This window comes from Variovorax sp. 38R (genome assembly GCF_014843395.1).
Lineage (GTDB): Bacteria > Pseudomonadota > Gammaproteobacteria > Burkholderiales > Burkholderiaceae_C > Variovorax > Variovorax paradoxus_H.
Genome location: NZ_CP062121.1, coordinates 1,536,623 through 1,553,072, shown reverse-complemented (window position 1 = coordinate 1,553,072; position 16,450 = coordinate 1,536,623). Strand labels below are relative to the sequence as shown.

Annotated in this window: 13 protein-coding genes; 8 read left to right on the top strand and 5 right to left on the bottom strand. The window is 67.5% G+C overall.

The window, feature by feature from the left end; all coding sequences use genetic code 11:
- The first annotated feature begins 7 nt into the window (after positions 1-7).
- Together mgtA and IG196_RS06805 are read left to right on the top strand one after the other, a co-directional pair.
- Positions 8-2,773: a magnesium-translocating P-type ATPase gene (mgtA, locus tag IG196_RS06810; RefSeq protein ID WP_192195529.1), complete on the top strand. Its 2,766-nt coding sequence runs from the start codon at positions 8-10 to the stop codon at positions 2,771-2,773.
- Positions 2,774-2,867: 94 nt separating this feature from the next.
- Positions 2,868-3,584: an MgtC/SapB family protein gene (locus tag IG196_RS06805; protein ID WP_192195528.1), complete on the top strand. Its 717-nt coding sequence runs from the start codon at positions 2,868-2,870 to the stop codon at positions 3,582-3,584.
- Here IG196_RS06805 and IG196_RS06800 read toward each other — a convergent pair whose 3' ends face one another.
- From IG196_RS06800 to xdhC, 4 genes are all read right to left on the bottom strand, one after another.
- Complete coding sequence (locus tag IG196_RS06800; protein WP_101492693.1) at positions 3,585-5,027, bottom strand: NAD-dependent succinate-semialdehyde dehydrogenase; 1,443 nt, start codon at positions 5,025-5,027, stop codon at positions 3,585-3,587.
- A 175-nt stretch (positions 5,028-5,202) separates the two neighbouring features.
- Complete coding sequence (locus tag IG196_RS06795; protein ID WP_192195527.1) at positions 5,203-6,543, bottom strand: glycerate kinase; 1,341 nt, start codon at positions 6,541-6,543, stop codon at positions 5,203-5,205.
- Positions 6,544-6,617: 74 nt separating this feature from the next.
- Positions 6,618-7,829 carry a urate hydroxylase PuuD gene (locus tag IG196_RS06790; protein ID WP_192195526.1) on the bottom strand — a complete coding sequence of 404 codons (1,212 nt, stop codon included), beginning with the start codon at positions 7,827-7,829 and terminating at the stop codon, positions 6,618-6,620.
- Between the two features lie 214 nt (positions 7,830-8,043).
- Positions 8,044-8,850 carry a xanthine dehydrogenase accessory protein XdhC gene (gene xdhC / locus IG196_RS06785; RefSeq protein ID WP_192195525.1) on the bottom strand — a complete coding sequence of 269 codons (807 nt, stop codon included), beginning with the start codon at positions 8,848-8,850 and terminating at the stop codon, positions 8,044-8,046.
- Between the two features lie 53 nt (positions 8,851-8,903).
- Between xdhC and IG196_RS06780 the strand changes: the two genes are divergently transcribed.
- Positions 8,904-9,407 carry a hypothetical protein gene (locus IG196_RS06780; protein ID WP_192195524.1) on the top strand — a complete coding sequence of 168 codons (504 nt, stop codon included), beginning with the start codon at positions 8,904-8,906 and terminating at the stop codon, positions 9,405-9,407.
- A 2-nt stretch (positions 9,408-9,409) separates the two neighbouring features.
- Here the strand turns inward: IG196_RS06780 and uraH are convergent, their stop codons facing one another.
- Positions 9,410-9,760, bottom strand: a complete 351-nt coding sequence (gene uraH / locus IG196_RS06775; protein WP_070061690.1) for a hydroxyisourate hydrolase — start codon at positions 9,758-9,760, stop codon at positions 9,410-9,412.
- A gap of 108 nt (positions 9,761-9,868) precedes the next feature.
- On the opposite strand from uraH, the gene IG196_RS06770 reads away from it, so the two are divergent.
- The 5 genes from IG196_RS06770 to IG196_RS06750 all read left to right on the top strand — a co-directional run bounded on the left by IG196_RS06770 (position 9,869) and on the right by IG196_RS06750 (position 16,434).
- Positions 9,869-10,543, top strand: coding sequence for a GntR family transcriptional regulator (locus IG196_RS06770; RefSeq protein WP_056574067.1), 675 nt, complete (start codon positions 9,869-9,871; stop codon positions 10,541-10,543).
- Positions 10,544-10,551: 8 nt separating this feature from the next.
- On the top strand, positions 10,552-11,514 hold the full coding sequence (gene puuE / locus IG196_RS06765) for an allantoinase PuuE (RefSeq protein WP_099795694.1): 963 nt from the start codon (positions 10,552-10,554) through the stop codon (positions 11,512-11,514).
- A complete protein-coding gene (gene uraD, locus IG196_RS06760; protein WP_192195523.1) occupies positions 11,511-13,298 on the top strand; it encodes a 2-oxo-4-hydroxy-4-carboxy-5-ureidoimidazoline decarboxylase in 1,788 nt (595 codons plus the stop codon). The genes puuE and uraD overlap by 4 nt, the downstream gene beginning before the upstream one ends.
- A gap of 23 nt (positions 13,299-13,321) precedes the next feature.
- Positions 13,322-14,548 carry a M20 family metallopeptidase gene (locus IG196_RS06755; protein ID WP_192195522.1) on the top strand — a complete coding sequence of 409 codons (1,227 nt, stop codon included), beginning with the start codon at positions 13,322-13,324 and terminating at the stop codon, positions 14,546-14,548.
- 185 nt (positions 14,549-14,733) lie between these two features.
- Entirely contained in the window at positions 14,734-16,434 is a 1,701-nt protein-coding gene (locus IG196_RS06750) for an S-layer protein (protein ID WP_192195521.1), read from the top strand.
- Positions 16,435-16,450: the final 16 nt, after the last annotated feature.

The following is a 16,450-nucleotide window of genomic DNA, read 5'->3' as shown; positions in this document are numbered from 1 at the left end:
AAGAAAAATGAAGAACGTCCTGAAGTCCTTTTTCGAAAGCTTCCTGCGCAGCCGCCACATGCTGCATCACTTCGAGCGCTGGCAGACGCTGCTGAGCGCCAAGCCCAGCAGCCTCGGCTCGGCCGCGATGCCGCCCGAGATCGCCAAGGCGCTGGCCGCCGCCTCGCACACCGACGCGGGCGAAGTGCTGGTGCGCCTGAACAGCTCGTCGCAGGGCCTGACCGAAGCGCACGCGCTCGCGCTGCGCAAGCGGCTGGGCAGCAACGAGGTGCGCCACGAGCAGCCCCTGCCGTGGTGGAACCACCTGTGGCAGTGCTACCGCAACCCTTTCAACCTGCTGCTGACGGTGCTCGCGCTGGTCTCCTACATCACCGAGGACACGAAGGCCACGGTGGTGATCGGCAGCATGGTGCTGCTGTCGACCGTGCTGCGCTTCCTGCAGGAGTCGCGCTCCAACAAGGCGGCCGACCGGCTCAAGGCGATGGTCAGCAACACGTCGACGGTGCTGCGCCCCGCACCCGGCGAGAAGGCCGGACGCGCAGGTGACGACGGCTTCGACCTCGCGCACGCCGGCACGCAGCGCATGGAAGTGCCGATGCGCGACCTCGTGCCCGGCGACGTGATCGCGCTGTCGGCCGGCGACATGATCCCGGCCGATGCACGCCTGCTCTCGGCGAAAGACCTGTTCATCAGCCAGTCGGCGCTCACCGGCGAATCGATGCCGGTGGAGAAGTTCGCCGCCACCGCCGCCGGCCACCAGGCCGGCGTGCTCGAACGCGACAACCTGCTCTTCATGGGCACCAACGTGATCAGCGGCACCGCCACCGCGGTGATCGTGCACACGGGCGAGCGCACCTTCTTCGGCGCACTGGCCCAGCGCGTGAGCGCGACCGACCGAGGCACCACCGCCTTCCAGGCCGGCATCAACCGCGTGAGCTGGCTGCTGATCCGCTTCATGCTGGTGATGGCGCCGCTGGTGCTGGTGATCAACGGCGTGACCAAGGGCGACTGGTGGGAGGCGGCGCTGTTCGCGCTGTCGATCGCGGTCGGACTCACGCCCGAGATGCTGCCGATGATCGTGACCGCCACGCTGGCCAAGGGCGCCGTCGTGATGTCGCGCCAGAAGGTGATCGTGAAGCGGCTCGAAGCCATTCACAACTTCGGCGCGATGGACGTGCTGTGCACCGACAAGACCGGCACGCTCACGCAGGACCGCATCGTGCTCGAACGCCACACCAACGCCTGGGGCGAAGACTCCGACCACGTGCTGCAGCAGGCCTACCTCAACAGCTTTCACCAGACCGGGCTGAAGAACCTGCTCGACAAAGCCGTGCTCAGCCACGCCGAAGTGCAGCTCGACGCGCAGCTGCAGACCAGCTGGCGCAAGGTCGATGAGGTGCCCTTCGACTTCTCGCGCCGCCGCATGTCGGTGGTGGTGGCGCACGGCGACGACGAGCACCTGCTGATCTGCAAGGGCGCGCTCGAAGAGATCCTGTCGGTGTGCACCTCGGTCGAACGCGGCGCCGAAGTGCTCGCGCTCGACGCCGACGTGATGGCGCGCATCCACCGCGTGGCCTCGGAGCTCAATGCCCAGGGCCTGCGCGTGGTGGCCGTGGCCAGCCGCACGCTGCACGCCGACGCGCGCAAGCCGGCCTACAGCGTGGCCGACGAGGCCGGGCTCACGCTGCTGGGCTACGTGGCCTTTCTCGATCCGCCGAAGGAATCGACCGCGCCCGCGCTGCTGGCGCTGGCCGCGCACGGCGTCGCGGTGAAGGTGCTGACCGGCGACAATGAACTGGTCACGCGCAAGGTCTGCGGCGATGTCGGCATCGACGCCGGGCGCATGGTGCTGGGCCACGAGGTCGAGCGCATGAACGAGGCCGAGCTGCGGCAGGTGGTCGAAATGCGCCAGGTGTTCGCCAAGCTCACGCCCGCGCACAAGGAGCGCATCGTGCAGGCGCTGCATGCCAACGGCCACGTGGTCGGCTTCATGGGCGATGGCATCAACGACGCACCCGCGCTGCGCGCCGCCGACATCGGCATCTCGGTGGACGGCGCGGTGGACGTGGCCAAGGAATCGGCCGACATCATCCTGCTCGAGAAGAGCCTGATGGTGCTGGAGCAAGGCGTGATCGAAGGCCGCCGCACTTTTGCCAACATGCTCAAGTACATCAAGATCACGGCCAGCTCGAACTTCGGCAACGTGTTCTCGGTGCTGGTGGCGAGTGCCTTTCTGCCCTTTTTGCCGATGCTGCCGCTGCACCTGCTGGTGCAGAACCTGCTGTACGACGTGTCGCAGATCGCGATCCCGTTCGACAACGTGGACGAGGAATTCCTGAAGACGCCGCAGCGCTGGAACCCGGCCGACCTGGGCCGCTTCATGGTGTTCTTCGGGCCGCTGAGCTCGGTGTTCGACATCCTCACCTTCACCGTGATGTGGTTCGTGTTCGCAGCCAACACGCCGGAGCACCAGACGCTGTTCCAGTCGGGCTGGTTCATCGAGGGCCTGCTGTCGCAGACGCTCATCGTGCACCTGATCCGCACGCGCAAGATTCCGTTCCTGCAAAGCCGCGCCGCCTGGCCGCTGCTGGCGATGGGCGCGGCCATTGCGGCGGTCGGCATCTGGCTGCCGATGGGGCCGCTGGCGCACTACTTCAAGCTGCAGGCGCTGCCGCTCGCGTACTTCCCGTGGCTGGTGCTGATGCTGGTCGGCTACGCGACGCTGACGCAGGCGGTGAAGGGCTGGTACGCGCGCAGGTACGGCTGGCAGTAAGACAACAAGAACCACCCGGCGGACGCAGGGTCGCGGCTGTCACACAAGGCCGCTACCCTGCTTCGCACACAGAGGATCAGGAGGATCACTCACCATGGAAGCCATCCGCAACATCAACCTGCACTCGCTGCTGAACACCTTCATCAGCGTGGGCGCGGCCTTTCTGCTCGGCTCGCTGATCGGCTTCGAACGCCAGATGCGCCAGCGCACCGCGGGGCTGCGCACCAACACACTCGTGGCCGTGGGCGCCGCCGTGTTCGTCGACATGGCGGCCCGCCTGGGCGGCCCCGACGGCTCGGTGCGCGTGGTCGCCTACGTGGTCTCGGGCATCGGTTTTCTGGGCGCGGGCGCGATCATGAAAGAAGGCGCCAACATCACGGGCTTGAACACGGCCGCCACGCTGTGGGGGTCTGCGGCGGTGGGCGCCTGCGCGGGCGCCAACCTGCTGGGCGAAGCACTGATCGCGGCGCTCTTCGTGCTCGCGAGCAACACGCTGCTCCGGCCCGTGGTGAACCGCATCAACCGCCGCCCGGTGCACGAGGAATCGAGCGAGGCGACGTACACGGTGCGCGTGATCTGCTCACGCGCGGCACGGCCCGAGGTGATGGACCAGCTGCTGGTGCAGCTGGAAGCCGCGAACTACCCGGTGCGCGACATCGACCAGCACGCCTTCGGGCAGGCCGACACGGAGATTGCAGCGACGCTCTACGCCACCGCGGTCGAGCCCGAAGAGCTCGACCAGGTGATCGCGGAGCTGGAAGCGCTTGAAGGCGTCCAGCAGGCGTTCTGGAACGCCTCCGCCGAAGACTAGTTAAACGCCGAGGATCGAAACGGCCTTGGTGTTCAGGTACGCCTCGATTGCTTCGGGGCCACCTTCCGAACCGTAGCCCGAGTCCTTCACGCCGCCGAACGGCATTTCCGGCGAGGGCGTGGCGGGCTGGTTGATCCACAGCATGCCGAGCTCGAGCTTCTGGCTCAGCAGGTGCGCGCTCTTGATCGACTTGGTGAAGGCATAACCGGCCAGGCCGAAAGGCAGGCGGTTGGCTTCGGTGATGGCTTCTTCGAGCGTGTCGAAACCGCGGATGGCGGCGATGGGGCCGAAGGGTTCGTTGTTGAACACGTCGGCGTCCAGCGGCACGTCGGTGATGACGGTGGGCGCGAAGAAGTTGCCGGTGTCGCCGACGCGGTCGCCGCCGGTGGCGATGGTGGCGCCCTTCTTGCGCGCGTCTTCCAGCACGTGGGCCATGGCCGTGAGGCGGCGGGCGTTGGCCAGCGGGCCGAGGTTGGTGCCTTCGACCAGGCCGTCGCCCATCTTCAGGCCTTCGGCGTGCTTGACCAGCAGGCTGGCGAACTCATGGCGCAGGCTGTTGTGCACCAGGAAGCGGGTCGGCGAGATGCAGACCTGGCCCGCGTTGCGGAACTTGGCGGCACCAGCGGCCTTGACGGCCAGCGCCACGTCGGCGTCTTCGGCCACGATCACCGGGGCGTGGCCGCCCAGTTCCATCGTGACGCGCTTCATGTGCGAACCGGCCAGCGCGGCCAGCTGCTTGCCGACCGGGGTGGAACCGGTGAACGTGACCTTGCGGATGATCGGGTGCGCGATCAGGTAGCTCGAGATCTCGCCCGGGTTGCCGAACACCAGGCCCACGACGCCGCCCGGAATGCCGGCGTCGACAAAGGCCTTCAGCAGTGCGGCCGGCGAGGCCGGGGTTTCCTCGGGCGCCTTCACCAGGAAGGAGCAGCCGGTGGCGAGCGCAGCGCCGAGCTTGCGCACGATCTGGTTGACGGGGAAGTTCCACGGCGTGAAGGCCGCGACCGGGCCGACCGGCTCCTTGATGACCAGCTGCTGCGCAGCCAGGTTGCGCGAGGGCACGATGCGGCCGTACACGCGGCGGCCTTCGTCGGCGAACCACTCGATGATGTCGGCGGCGGCCATCATTTCGACCTTGGCTTCGCCCAGCGGCTTGCCCTGCTCCTGCGTCAGCAGCTTGGCGATGTCCAGGGCGCGTTCGCGGATCAGGCCGGCGGCGCGGCGCATCACGGCGGCGCGCTCGTTGGCGGGCGTGTCGCGCCAGGCTTCGAAGCCGCGCTGGGCGGCAGCCAGGGCACGGTCGAGGTCGACGATGCTGGCGTGCGCCACCTTGCCGATGGCCTTGCCGGTGGCAGGGTTCAGCACGTCGAGCGTCTTGCCGTCGGCGGCGTCGACCCATTGGCCGTCGATCAGCAGGCGGGTGTCGGTGTAGGTGGCGGTCATGGCGAACTCTTTCCTTCGAGGACTGGATGGTGAAAACGAAACGGGAAATCGGGCGCGCGGCGCGGCACCCCGTGGGGGTGCGCATGCGACAACGGCGGCCAAGCGCCGCCGGGGGCCGTAGATTAACCTGAGTTCACAAAGCTTGCCCGAGCCCCCGTTGGGTGCCTGAGCGCGCCTACAGCACGAGGATCGCGCGGAAGTCGTTGACGTTGGTGTTCGTCGGACCGGTCACGAACAGGTCGCCGATGGCGTCGAAGTAGCCGTAGGCGTCGTTGCGGTCGAGGTGATCGGAGAGCTTTTTTCCCTGCGCCGTGGCGCGCGCCAGGGTGTCGGGCGTGACGAAGGCGCCGGCGTTGTCTTCCACGCCGTCGATGCCGTCGGTGTCGGCAGCCAGCGCCCACACCTGCGGCTGGCCCATGAGCGCACCCGCGAGGCCCATGCAGAACTCGCCGGCCCGCCCGCCACGGCCCTTGGCCTGGCCGGGCTGGCGCGGGCGGATGGTGACCGTGGTTTCACCGCCCGACAGGATGACGCAGGGCCGCGCAAACGGCGCGCCGCGCAGCGCCACGGCCCGCGCGAGCGCCCCGTGCACCTTGCCGACTTCGCGCGATTCGCCTTCGATCTCGTCGCTGAGGATGTGCGCCTCGAGGCCCGCGGCGCGCGCGGCCGCGGCGGCGGCTTCGAGCGACTGTTGCGGCGTGGCGATCATGTGCGTGCTGTGGCCGGTGAACGCGGCGTCGTCGGGCTTGGGGGTTTCGAGCGCGCCGCTTTCGAGCTGCGCGCGCACGGGCGCCGGCACCTCGATGCCGTAGCGGTCGAGGATGGCGAGCGCGTCGGCGCAGGTGGTGGCGTCGGGCACGGTGGGGCCGCTGGCGATCACGGCCGGGTCGTCGCCGGGCACGTCGCTGATGGTGAGCGTGACCACGCGCGCCGGCGCGCAGGCCGCCGCAAGCCGGCCGCCCTTGATGCGCGACAGGTGCTTGCGCACGCAGTTCATCTCGCCGATGTGGGCGCCGCTGTCGAGCAGCTGCTTGTTGATGCGCTGCTTGTCGGCCAGCGTGAGGCCCTCGGCCGGCAGCACCAGCAGCGACGAACCGCCGCCGGAGATGAGGCACAGCACGAGATCGTCGGCCGTGAGGCCCTGCGTGAGCGCCAGGATGCGCTCGGCCGCCTGCTGGCCGGCCGCGTCGGGCACGGGGTGCGCGGCCTCGACGAGTTCGATGCGCTGCGGCACGCCTTCGGGGCGCGGGGGAATGTGGTCATAGCGCGTGACGACCAGGCCCGACAACGGGGCGTCGGCCGGCCACAGGGCTTCGAGCGCCTGCACCATCGAACCACCGGCCTTGCCGGCGCCCAGCACCACGGTGCGACCCTTGGGCGGTTGCGGCAGATGGGCGCCCAGCGTGGACAGCGGCAGTGCGCGGTCCACCGCCACGCGGTACAGGTGTTCGAGGAAGGCGCGCGGGGCTTCGCGCGGATCGGGAGCTGTTGCTGAGGGCGAGGTCGATGCGGTCATGGCTTGCGTGTTGTCTCCATTCGGCGATTGTGCGACGACCGGCGGCCTGCCCTCGCAGGCCGCTGCGCCTCTATCTAGTTCGTCTTGGCGCCGGCCTGGAACCAGCGGCTGATGAGCGCCCGCTCTTCGTCGGTGATGTTGGTCGCGTTGTTCATCGGCATGATCTTGGTCACCACGACCTGCTGGTAGATCGCCTGGGCGTGCGCCGTCACCTGGTCGGGTGTGTCGACGCGCACGTTCTTCATCTGCACGGCCGCGCCGTGGCACATGAAGCAGCGCTGCTCCAGCACCTTCTGCACGTCCTGGTAGGCCACGGCGGGCACGGCCTGGGCGGCGCTGGCCGCGACCGGCGCCACAGGCTCGGGCTTCATCCACACGATCGTGAGGCCCAGCACCGCGATGCCGACCATGGCGTAGGGCAGCGGGTTGCCCGCGTTGCCCAGCTTGAAGCGGTGGCGCACCACGAAGAACTGCCGGATGGCCGCGCCGCCGAGCATGATCAGCAGCAGCACGATCCAGTTGTACTTGTGCGTGTAGGTGAAGCTGTAGTGGTTGCTCAGCATCGCGAACAGCACCGGCAGCGTGAAGTAGGTGTTGTGCACGCTGCGCTGCTTGCCGCGCTGGCCATGCACCGGATCGACCGGCCGGCCTTCACGCAGCGCCTTCACGTTCTTGCGCTGGCCCGGGATGATCCAGAAGAACACGTTGCCGCTCATGGTGGTGGCCATCATGGCGCCCACCAGCAGGAAGGCCGCGCGGCCCGCGAACCACTGGCAGGCCAGCCAGGTCGCGAAGACGATGAAGATCGCGATCAGCACGCCGACGATGGTGTCGCCGTTCTTGCGGCGCCCGAAGATCTGGCAGATGCCGTCGTAGACCATCCAGAACACGACGAAGAAGGCCAGCGCCACGGCAATGGCGGCGCCGGGCTGCCAGTCCATCTTGGACTTGTCGATGAGGTACGTGCTCGCGTTCCACAGGTACGACATGGTGAACAGCGCAAAGCCCGTGAGCCACGTCGAGTAGCTCTCCCAGTACGACCAGTGCAGATGGTCAGGCAGCTTCTTGGGCGCCAGCGCGTACTTCTGGCTGTTGTAGAAACCGCCGCCGTGCACGGCCCATTGCTCGCCGCCCACGCCCTTGTCGAGCGATTCCTGGTCCTGCGGCTTCTCGAGGCTGTTGTCCAGCATCACGAAGTAGAAGGAGGCGCCGATCCAGGCGATGGCGGTGATGACGTGGACCCAGCGCAGCAGCAGGTTGGCCCAGTCGAGGTAGTAACTTTCCATGTGCTCTCTCGCAACCCTCTAGACGCGTGGGGCGTCGATGAGGGGTTTCAGCCTGCTCACCACTGCGGGCGCTGTAAGCAGAGAAAGTGCCGCGAACGCAGGTCCGTTGAAAACGACCTCGCTCCGCTGCGGCTTGTTGTGGACCGAAAGTGTATACAATTTTGGCACGAGGCGGGATGCTTTTTGCGGCGTTGCCGCCAAGGGAAAACCCTGTTCAGCCCAGCGATTGCAACAACTGTGCCGCCACGGCGACCGCGATCACCTCCGGCTCTTTGCCCGTGATGCCGGGCACGCCGATCGGGCAGGTGACACGCGCCAGCTCGTCGGCCGTGAAGCCGCGCGCTTCCAGCCGGTGGCGGAAGGTGGCCCATTTGGTCTTGCTGCCGATGAGGCCGATGTAGGGCAGGTCGTTGCGCGTGCGCAAACGCTTCAGGCAGGCGATGACGATGTCCAGGTCTTCGGCATGGCTGAAGCTCATGATCAGCACGCGGCTGCCGGGCGCGAGCGCGGCCACGGCGTCCTGCACGGGCTCGGAGTGCTCGGTGTCGATCTGCGCGGGCAGCGCGTCGGGGAACACGCCGTCGCGGCTGTCGATCCAGCGCACCGAGAACGGCAGCACGGCCAGCAGGCGCGCCAATGCGGCGCCCACATGGCCGCCGCCAAACAGTGCCACGGGCTCGAGCTGCGCGACCAGCTCTTTCTGCAGCGCGGGCGCGTCGGCCGCGCCGATGCGCCGGTAGGTCAGGAACATCACGCCGCCGCAGCACTGCCCCAGGCTCGGGCCCAGCGGGTAGCGCTGCACGCCGTCGAGGCTGCGCGTGCCGGCCAGGATCTCGCGTGCTTCCTGCGTGGCCTGGAACTCGAGTTGCCCGCCGCCGATGGTGGCCGTGAGCCCGTCGGCCCACACGGCCATCCAGGTGCCGGCCTCACGCGGCGCCGAGCCCTGCGTCGATTCGACGCGCACCAGCACGGCGTCTTCATTGCACAGACGCATCAACAACTGATCGACCGCACCGTTCATGACCGATACCTTCGGTTGCCTGCACCTTGAAGACTCACGGTATAACCCCGGCGATGATGACGAACCGCCAGCTTACGCCGCGCCGCCTCGCCTGGGCCGCCACTGTTCTTTCCGCCTTGTGGCTCGCCGGCTGCGGCTCGACGGGCTCGGTGCCCGGCCAGCTGAGCGGCACCAGCAGCGCGCAGGGCAGCGGGCCCGCACCGCGCGCTTCGAGCGCAGCCACCGCGCGCGACTACCGCCGCGATGCGGCGCGCCACATCTACAACGCCAACGCCTCGCGCATCTACAAGGGCCAGATGCCGCCCCTGCTGTACGCGGTCGGCACGCTGCAGGTGAACCTCGACACCGGCGGCAAGGTGGTCTCGATGCACTGGCTGCGCGCGCCCAAGCACGCGCCCGAGGTGATCGCCGAGATCGAGCGCGCCGTACTGCAAGCCGCGCCCTTCCCGCCCGCCCAGCGCCTGGGTGCGGTCACGTGGACCGACACCTGGCTGTGGGACAAGAGCGGGCGCTTCCAGCTCGACACGCTCACCGAAGGTCAACAGCAAGGCGACTGACCTCAGGAGCCGCGGTACGTGGAGTAGCTCCACGGGCTGACCAAGAGCGGCACGTGGTAGTGCTGGTCGGTGTGCGCCACACCGAAGTCCAGCGCCACCTTGTTCAGGAAGTTCGGCTCCGGCAGCGTCACGCCGCGGGCCTTGAAATAACCCGCCACGTCGAACACCAAGCGGTAGGTGCCGACCTTGATCGAGTTGTTGTCGTAGAGCGGGCCGTCGCTGCGGCCGTCCGAATTCAGCGTGAAGCGCTTCACCAGCGTCGCGGCGTCGCCGTCGGTGGTGTACAGCGCCACCTCCATGCCGGCCGCGGGGCCGCCGTGCATCGTGTCCAGTACGTGAGTGCTCAAACCCATGGGGCGTTCCTTCAAAAAATGGTGCCGGATCGGTGAGATCGGGGAGACCAGAGGGGCGGGAAATTCCGGTGGACAAAAGTGTATACAGTTACCGGCTTTGGGTCTATCATGAAAAACATGGAGTCCTCCACCACCCGTTCGATCGTCGATGCCCTCACGAAGGCCATCGTCGAGCACCGCCTTCAGCCCGGCACCAAGCTCGCCGAGCAGAAGCTGGCCGATCACTTCGGCGTGTCGCGCACGCTGGTGCGCCAGGCGCTGTTCCAGCTCTCGCAAAACAAGCTGATCCGGCTCGAGCCGGCGCGCGGGGCCTTCGTGGCCGCGCCCGCCGTCGACGAGGCCAAGCAGGTGTTCGCCGTGCGCCGCATGCTCGAGGCCGAAATGACGCGCGCCTTCGTGCGCAGCGTCACGCCGGCCAAGATCAAGGCGCTCAAGGAGCACGTGGCGCTCGAGAAATCGGCCGTTGGCGGCGAAGACGTGTCGGGCCGCACCGAGCTGCTGGGCGACTTCCACGTGCGCATGGCCGAGCTCATGGGCAACCAGGTGCTGGCGCAAATATTGGGCGAGCTGATCTCGCGCTGCGCCCTCATCACGCTCATGTACCAGAGCACCAGCGCCGCCGAGCACTCCAACGACGAGCACGCCGACATCGTGAAGGCGCTGGCCGCGCGCGACGAAGAACTCGCCGTGCGCCTCATGACCGAGCACCTGGAACACGTCGAGGCCAACCTCACCTTCGACCGCAAGGTCCCGACCAACGACATCTCCCTCGCGTTGTCCTGATCCACACCATGACCGTCTACGACACCACCCAGCCCTACCCACGCGACCTCGTCGGCTACGGCCGCAACCCGCCCCACGCCCGCTGGCCCGGCGGCGCGCGCGTGGCGGTGCAGTTCGTCCTCAACTACGAAGAAGGCGGCGAGAACGCCACGCTGCACGGCGACGCAGGTTCGGAGCAGTTTCTTTCCGAGATGTTCAACCCGGCGAGCTTCCCCGACCGGCACATCAGCATGGAAGGCATCTACGAGTACGGCTCGCGCGCCGGCGTGTGGCGCATCCTGCGCGAGTTCGAAAAGCGCGGCCTGCCGCTCACCGTGTTCGGCGTGGGCATGGCACTGGAGCGCTACCCCGAGCTCACGGCCGCCTTCAAGGAACTCGGCCACGAAATCGCCTGCCACGGCTGGCGCTGGATTCACTACCAGAACCTGGACGAAGCCACCGAGCGCGAGCACATGCGCCTGGGCATGGAAGCGATCGAAAAGCTCACCGGCGAGCGCGCGCTCGGCTGGTACACCGGCCGCGACAGCCCGCGCACGCGCCGCCTCGTGGCCGACTACGGCGGCTTCGAGTACGACAGCGACTACTACGGCGACGACCTGCCCTTCTGGATGAAAGTGCAGAAGACCGACGGCAGCGTGGTGCCGCAGCTCATCGTGCCCTACACGCTCGACGTGAACGACATGCGCTTTGCACTGCCGCAGGGCTACTCGCACGCCGACCCGTTCTTCCAGTACATGAAGGACACCTTCGACGCGCTGTACGCCGAAGGCGATCCGAACGGCGACGACAGCCCCAAGATGATGAGCATCGGCATGCACTGCCGCCTGCTCGGCCGCCCCGGCCGCATCACCGCGCTGCAGCGCTTTCTCGATCACATCGCCACGCACGACAAGGTCTGGGTCTGCCGCCGCGTCGACATCGCGCGCCACTGGAAGCAGGCGCACCCCTTCGAAGCCGGAGCCGCATCATGAGCACCCCTCTCCTCACCCTTGCCCAACTCAACGCCGCGGGGCCGGCCTCTGCCGTCGCCATGCTCGACGGCGTGTACGAACACTCGCCCTGGATCGCGCAGCGCGCGCTGGTGCAGCGCCCCTTCCGCTCGCTCGCGCACCTCAAGCACGCACTGGTGCAAGCGCTGGCCGCCTCGTCGGCCGATGAGCAGATCGGCCTCATCCGCGCCCACCCCGAGCTCGCCGGCAAGGCCATGGTCAGCAAGACGCTCACCGCCGAGTCGACCAACGAACAGAACAAGGCCGGCCTGACCGACTGCACGCCCGAAGAGTTCGCGCAGATCCAGAAGCTCAACGCCGACTACAACGCCAAGTTCGGCTTCCCGTTCATCCTCGCCGTGCGCGGCCCGCGCGGCACGGGCCTGGCCAAGCGCGAGATCATCGAGACCTTTGCGCGCCGGCTGCACAACCACCCGAGCTTCGAACTCGGTGAAGCGCTGCGCAACATCCACCGCATCGCCGAGATCCGCCTGAACGACAAGTTCGGCGCCGACACCACGCTCGGCAACGACGTGTGGGACTGGCAGGAGCAGTTGTCGGTGCACACCGACCCCGGCTATGCCGAGAAGGGCCAGCTCACCGTGACGTACCTGACCGACGCGCACCGCGCCTGCGCCGCGAACATCTCGGGCTGGATGCGCGACTGCGGCTTCGACTCCGTGCACATCGATGCCGTGGGCAACGTGGTCGGCCGCTACGAAGGCGCCAGGCCCGATGCCAAGACCCTGCTCACCGGCTCGCACTACGACACCGTGCGCAACGGCGGCAAGTACGACGGCCGCCTGGGCATCTTCGTGCCCATGGCCTGCGTGCGCGAGCTCAAGCGCCAGAACCGCCGCCTGCCCTTCGCCTTCGAAGTCGTCGGCTTCGCCGAAGAAGAAGGCCAGCGCTACAAGGCCACCTTCCTCGGCTCGGGTGCGCTCATCGGCCACTTCGACACGCGCTGGCTCGACCAGAAAGATGCCGACGGCATCACCATGCGCGAGGCCATGCAGCACGCCGGCCTGAAGGAAGAAGACATTCCGAAGATCCAGCGCGACCCGGCGCGCTACCTCGGCTTTGTCGAAGTGCACATCGAGCAGGGCCCCGTGCTCACCGAGCTCGACCTGCCGCTGGGCATCGTCACCTCCATCAACGGCAGCGTGCGCTACGTGGGCGAAGTCATCGGCATGGCCAGCCACGCCGGCACCACGCCCATGGACCGCCGCCGCGACGCCGCCGCCGCCGTGGCCGAACTCATCCTCTACACCGAGCAACGCGCCGCCAAAGACGGCGACTCGGTCGGCACCGTCGGCATGCTCGAAGTGCCGAGCGGCTCGATCAACGTCGTGCCCGGCCGCTGCAAGTTCAGCCTCGACCTGCGCGCGCCCAACAACACGCAGCGCGACGCGCTGGCGAACGACGTGGTCGCTGCACTGAAGGACATCTGCGAACGCCGCGGCGTGCGCTACGAGCTCGAGGAAACCATGCGCGCCGCCGCCGCGCCGAGCGCACCGGCCTGGCAGCAACGCTGGGAACAGGCCGTCGATGCACTGGGCATTCCGCTCTTCCGCATGCCCAGCGGCGCCGGCCACGACGCCATGAAGCTGCACGAGGTGATGCCGCAGGCCATGCTCTTCGTGCGCGGCATCAACTCGGGCATCAGCCACAACCCGCTCGAGTCGAGCACCAACGACGACATCCAATTGGCCGTGCAAGCGTTCCAGCTCCTGCTGGACAACCTCGCCGCTGAACAAGCCCACTGACCGACTACAGAAGAACAACCACCATGACCGATTACGCCAAACTCGACGCCTGGATCGACGCCCACTTCAACGAGGAAGTGCAGTTCCTGCAGCAACTGGTGCAGGTGCCCACCGACACGCCGCCCGGCAACAACGCGCCGCACGCCGAGCGCACTGCCGAGCTGCTGAAAGACTTCGGCCTCGACGCCGAAAAGCACGCCGTGCCCGCGCAAGAGGTGAAGGACTACGGCCTCGAATCGATCACCAACCTGATCGTGCGCCGCAAATACGGCAATGGCGGCCGCACCGTCGCGCTCAACGCCCACGGCGACGTGGTGCCGCCCGGCGAAGGCTGGACGCACGACCCGTATGGCGGCGAGATCGTCGATGGCAGCCTGTACGGCCGCGCCGCCGCCGTCAGCAAGAGCGACTTCGCCAGCTTCACCTTCGCGCTGCGCGCGCTCGAAGCCGTGGCCAAGCCCACCAAGGGCAGCATCGAACTGCACTTCACCTACGACGAAGAGTTCGGCGGCATCCTCGGCCCGGGCTGGTTGCTCGAGAAGGGCCTGACCAAGCCCGACCTCATGATCGCGGCCGGCTTCAGCTACGAAGTGGTCACCGCCCACAACGGCTGCCTGCAGATGGAAGTGACCGTGCACGGCAAGATGGCGCACGCCGCCGTGCCCACCACCGGCATCGACGCGCTGCAGGGCGCCACGAAGATCTTGAATGCGCTGTACGCGCAGAACACGCTCTACCAGCAAGTCACGTCGAAGGTCGAGGGCATCACGCATCCCTACCTGAACGTGGGCCGCATCGAGGGTGGCACCAACACCAACGTCGTGCCCGGCAAGGTCGTGTTCAAGCTCGACCGCCGCATGATCCCCGAAGAGAACCCGGTCGAGGTCGAAGCCAACATCCGCCAGGTGATCGCCGATGCCGCCGCCGAGAGCGCGGGCATCACGGTCGACATCAAGCGCATGCTGCTCGCCAACTCCATGAAGCCGCTGGCCGGCAACCAACCGCTGGTCGATGCGATCCAGAAGCACGGCGGCGAACTGTTCGGCGAACCCATCAAGGCCATGGGCACGCCGCTGTACACCGACGTGCGCCTGTACGTCGAAGCCGGTATTCCCGGCGTGATCTACGGCGCCGGCCCGCGCACCGTGCTCGAGTCGCATGCCAAGCGCAGCGACGAACGCGTGGTGCTCGAAGACCTGCGCCGCGCGACCAAGGTGGTGGCGCGCACGCTGAGCGACCTGCTCGCCTGACCACTCTGAAACGCGATTGAAAGTACACGCCTTCGGGTGTGAACTTTCATCGCAGTTTCATCGAACCGTCACGACAGGATTTCAGACTCCGGGCTTCTCCGGCGGATGTGCTCTCAAGCAATCCGCCACATTGAAATCCCGAAGCGACGGCCCGCCATGCGCTGGCCGTTGCTGTTTGTGTCGCCATGAAAATCCTGCCTCCCGCACCCCGCTTTCGCACCTCCTTTTTCTCTACCCTCGCGCTCGGCGCCGCCCTGCTGACCGCGTGCGGCGGCGGCTCCGGCGGCGGTGCACCGTTCGCCGGCCTGCCCATCGCTCCGCCGGCCCCAGCACCGGCGCCCTCGCCCGCCACCCCCCCGCCGCCACCGGCCGCGCCGGCCGGCCGCTGGACCGTCGGCGACCTGCACGTCCACACCATCCAGTCGGAGGACACGCAGCAGATTTCCACGCTCGACCAGGTGCTCGCCAAGGCCTTCGACACCTTCGGCCTCGACTGGGTCGCGCTCTCGGACCACCTGCGCCTGTCTTCCTATGACAACGACGGCCGCATGCTCGCCCCGGCGATTCCGTTCTCGCGAGGCATGGCCCTCTATCAGGTGCCGCGCATCAAGGCACTGCAGGCCGGCGGCAAGTACGCCGACAAGACGATCTTTGCGTCCTTCGAATGGGACATGGCCACGCACGACCACGGCAACGTCGGCATCCTGACCGACAGCCCGATGTCCGACGCGGCGCTCAAGGCCGTGAGCCAGTTCGAATACCTGTTCACCAACCGCGACCCCGCGCTGTTCCCGGCCACCGACGTCGCGGCCTGGAACGCCAAGGACGCACGCGCCTTCACGACGCACGAAGACGTGCTCAAGGCCATCGCGTGGCTGAAGAAGAACTACCCCGACTCCAGCTACCTGCAGATCAATCACCCCTCGCGCAGCCCCGGCAAGTACACGGCCACCCAGTTGCGCGAGATGAACGACGCCGCGCCCGACATCGTGTTCTCGCTCGAGGGCATGGTCGGCAACCAGATGGAGCCCGACCGCGGCGGCTACGAAAGCGCCTACACGCCGGCCAACCTGCCCTCGCGCACCTACGGCGGCGTCGACTACCTCGTCGCCAAACTCGGTGGCACCTGGGACGCTCTGCTGTCCGAAGGCCGCCACATCTGGAACACGGCCGATTCCGACTACCACTTCACGACCTCGAAGGGCTTGTACAGCAGCGGCTACGCGCCCGGCGAGTACGCGAAGAACCACCTCTGGGGCGACATCAAGGACCCGAAGTCGCTGCTCACGGCGATGCGTTCGGGCAAGCTCTTCGCGGTCAACGGCAGCCTGATCAACGCGCTCGACTTCAAGGTGCAAAGCGCCAAGGGCGCCGGCGAGATGGGCACCGAAGTGAGCGCCAGGCCGGGCGAAGACCTGAAGATCACCATCCGCTTCAAGAGCCCCGAGCGCAACAACTTCGAGTACCAGCTCGGCAGCGGCGTGTATGCCAACGTGAAGCCCGTGGTCGACCACATCGACCTCATCGCCGGCGACGTCACCGGCCGCGAACTCCCGGGCACGCCCGGCTACGCGCGCGACACCAACCCGACGACCCGCGTGGTCAAGCGCTTCACCCGCGCCGACTGGACGCTCGACACCGAAGGCTACTTCGCAGTGACCTACACCGTGAAGGCCGGCAACAACCAGTACTTCCGCCTGCGAGGCACCAACCTCGGCACCGACGTGCCGAACGAAACCGCCGGCGGCGAACCGCTGTTCGATGCGCGCACGCCCACGCCGGCCGGTGATGACCCGGTCACGCGCTTCAACGCGATCAATGCGCGCAACTACAGCGACCTGTGGTTCTATTCGAATCCGGTGTTTGTGAAAGTGGCCGCGCAGTAGGTCAGCCGTTGCCGAT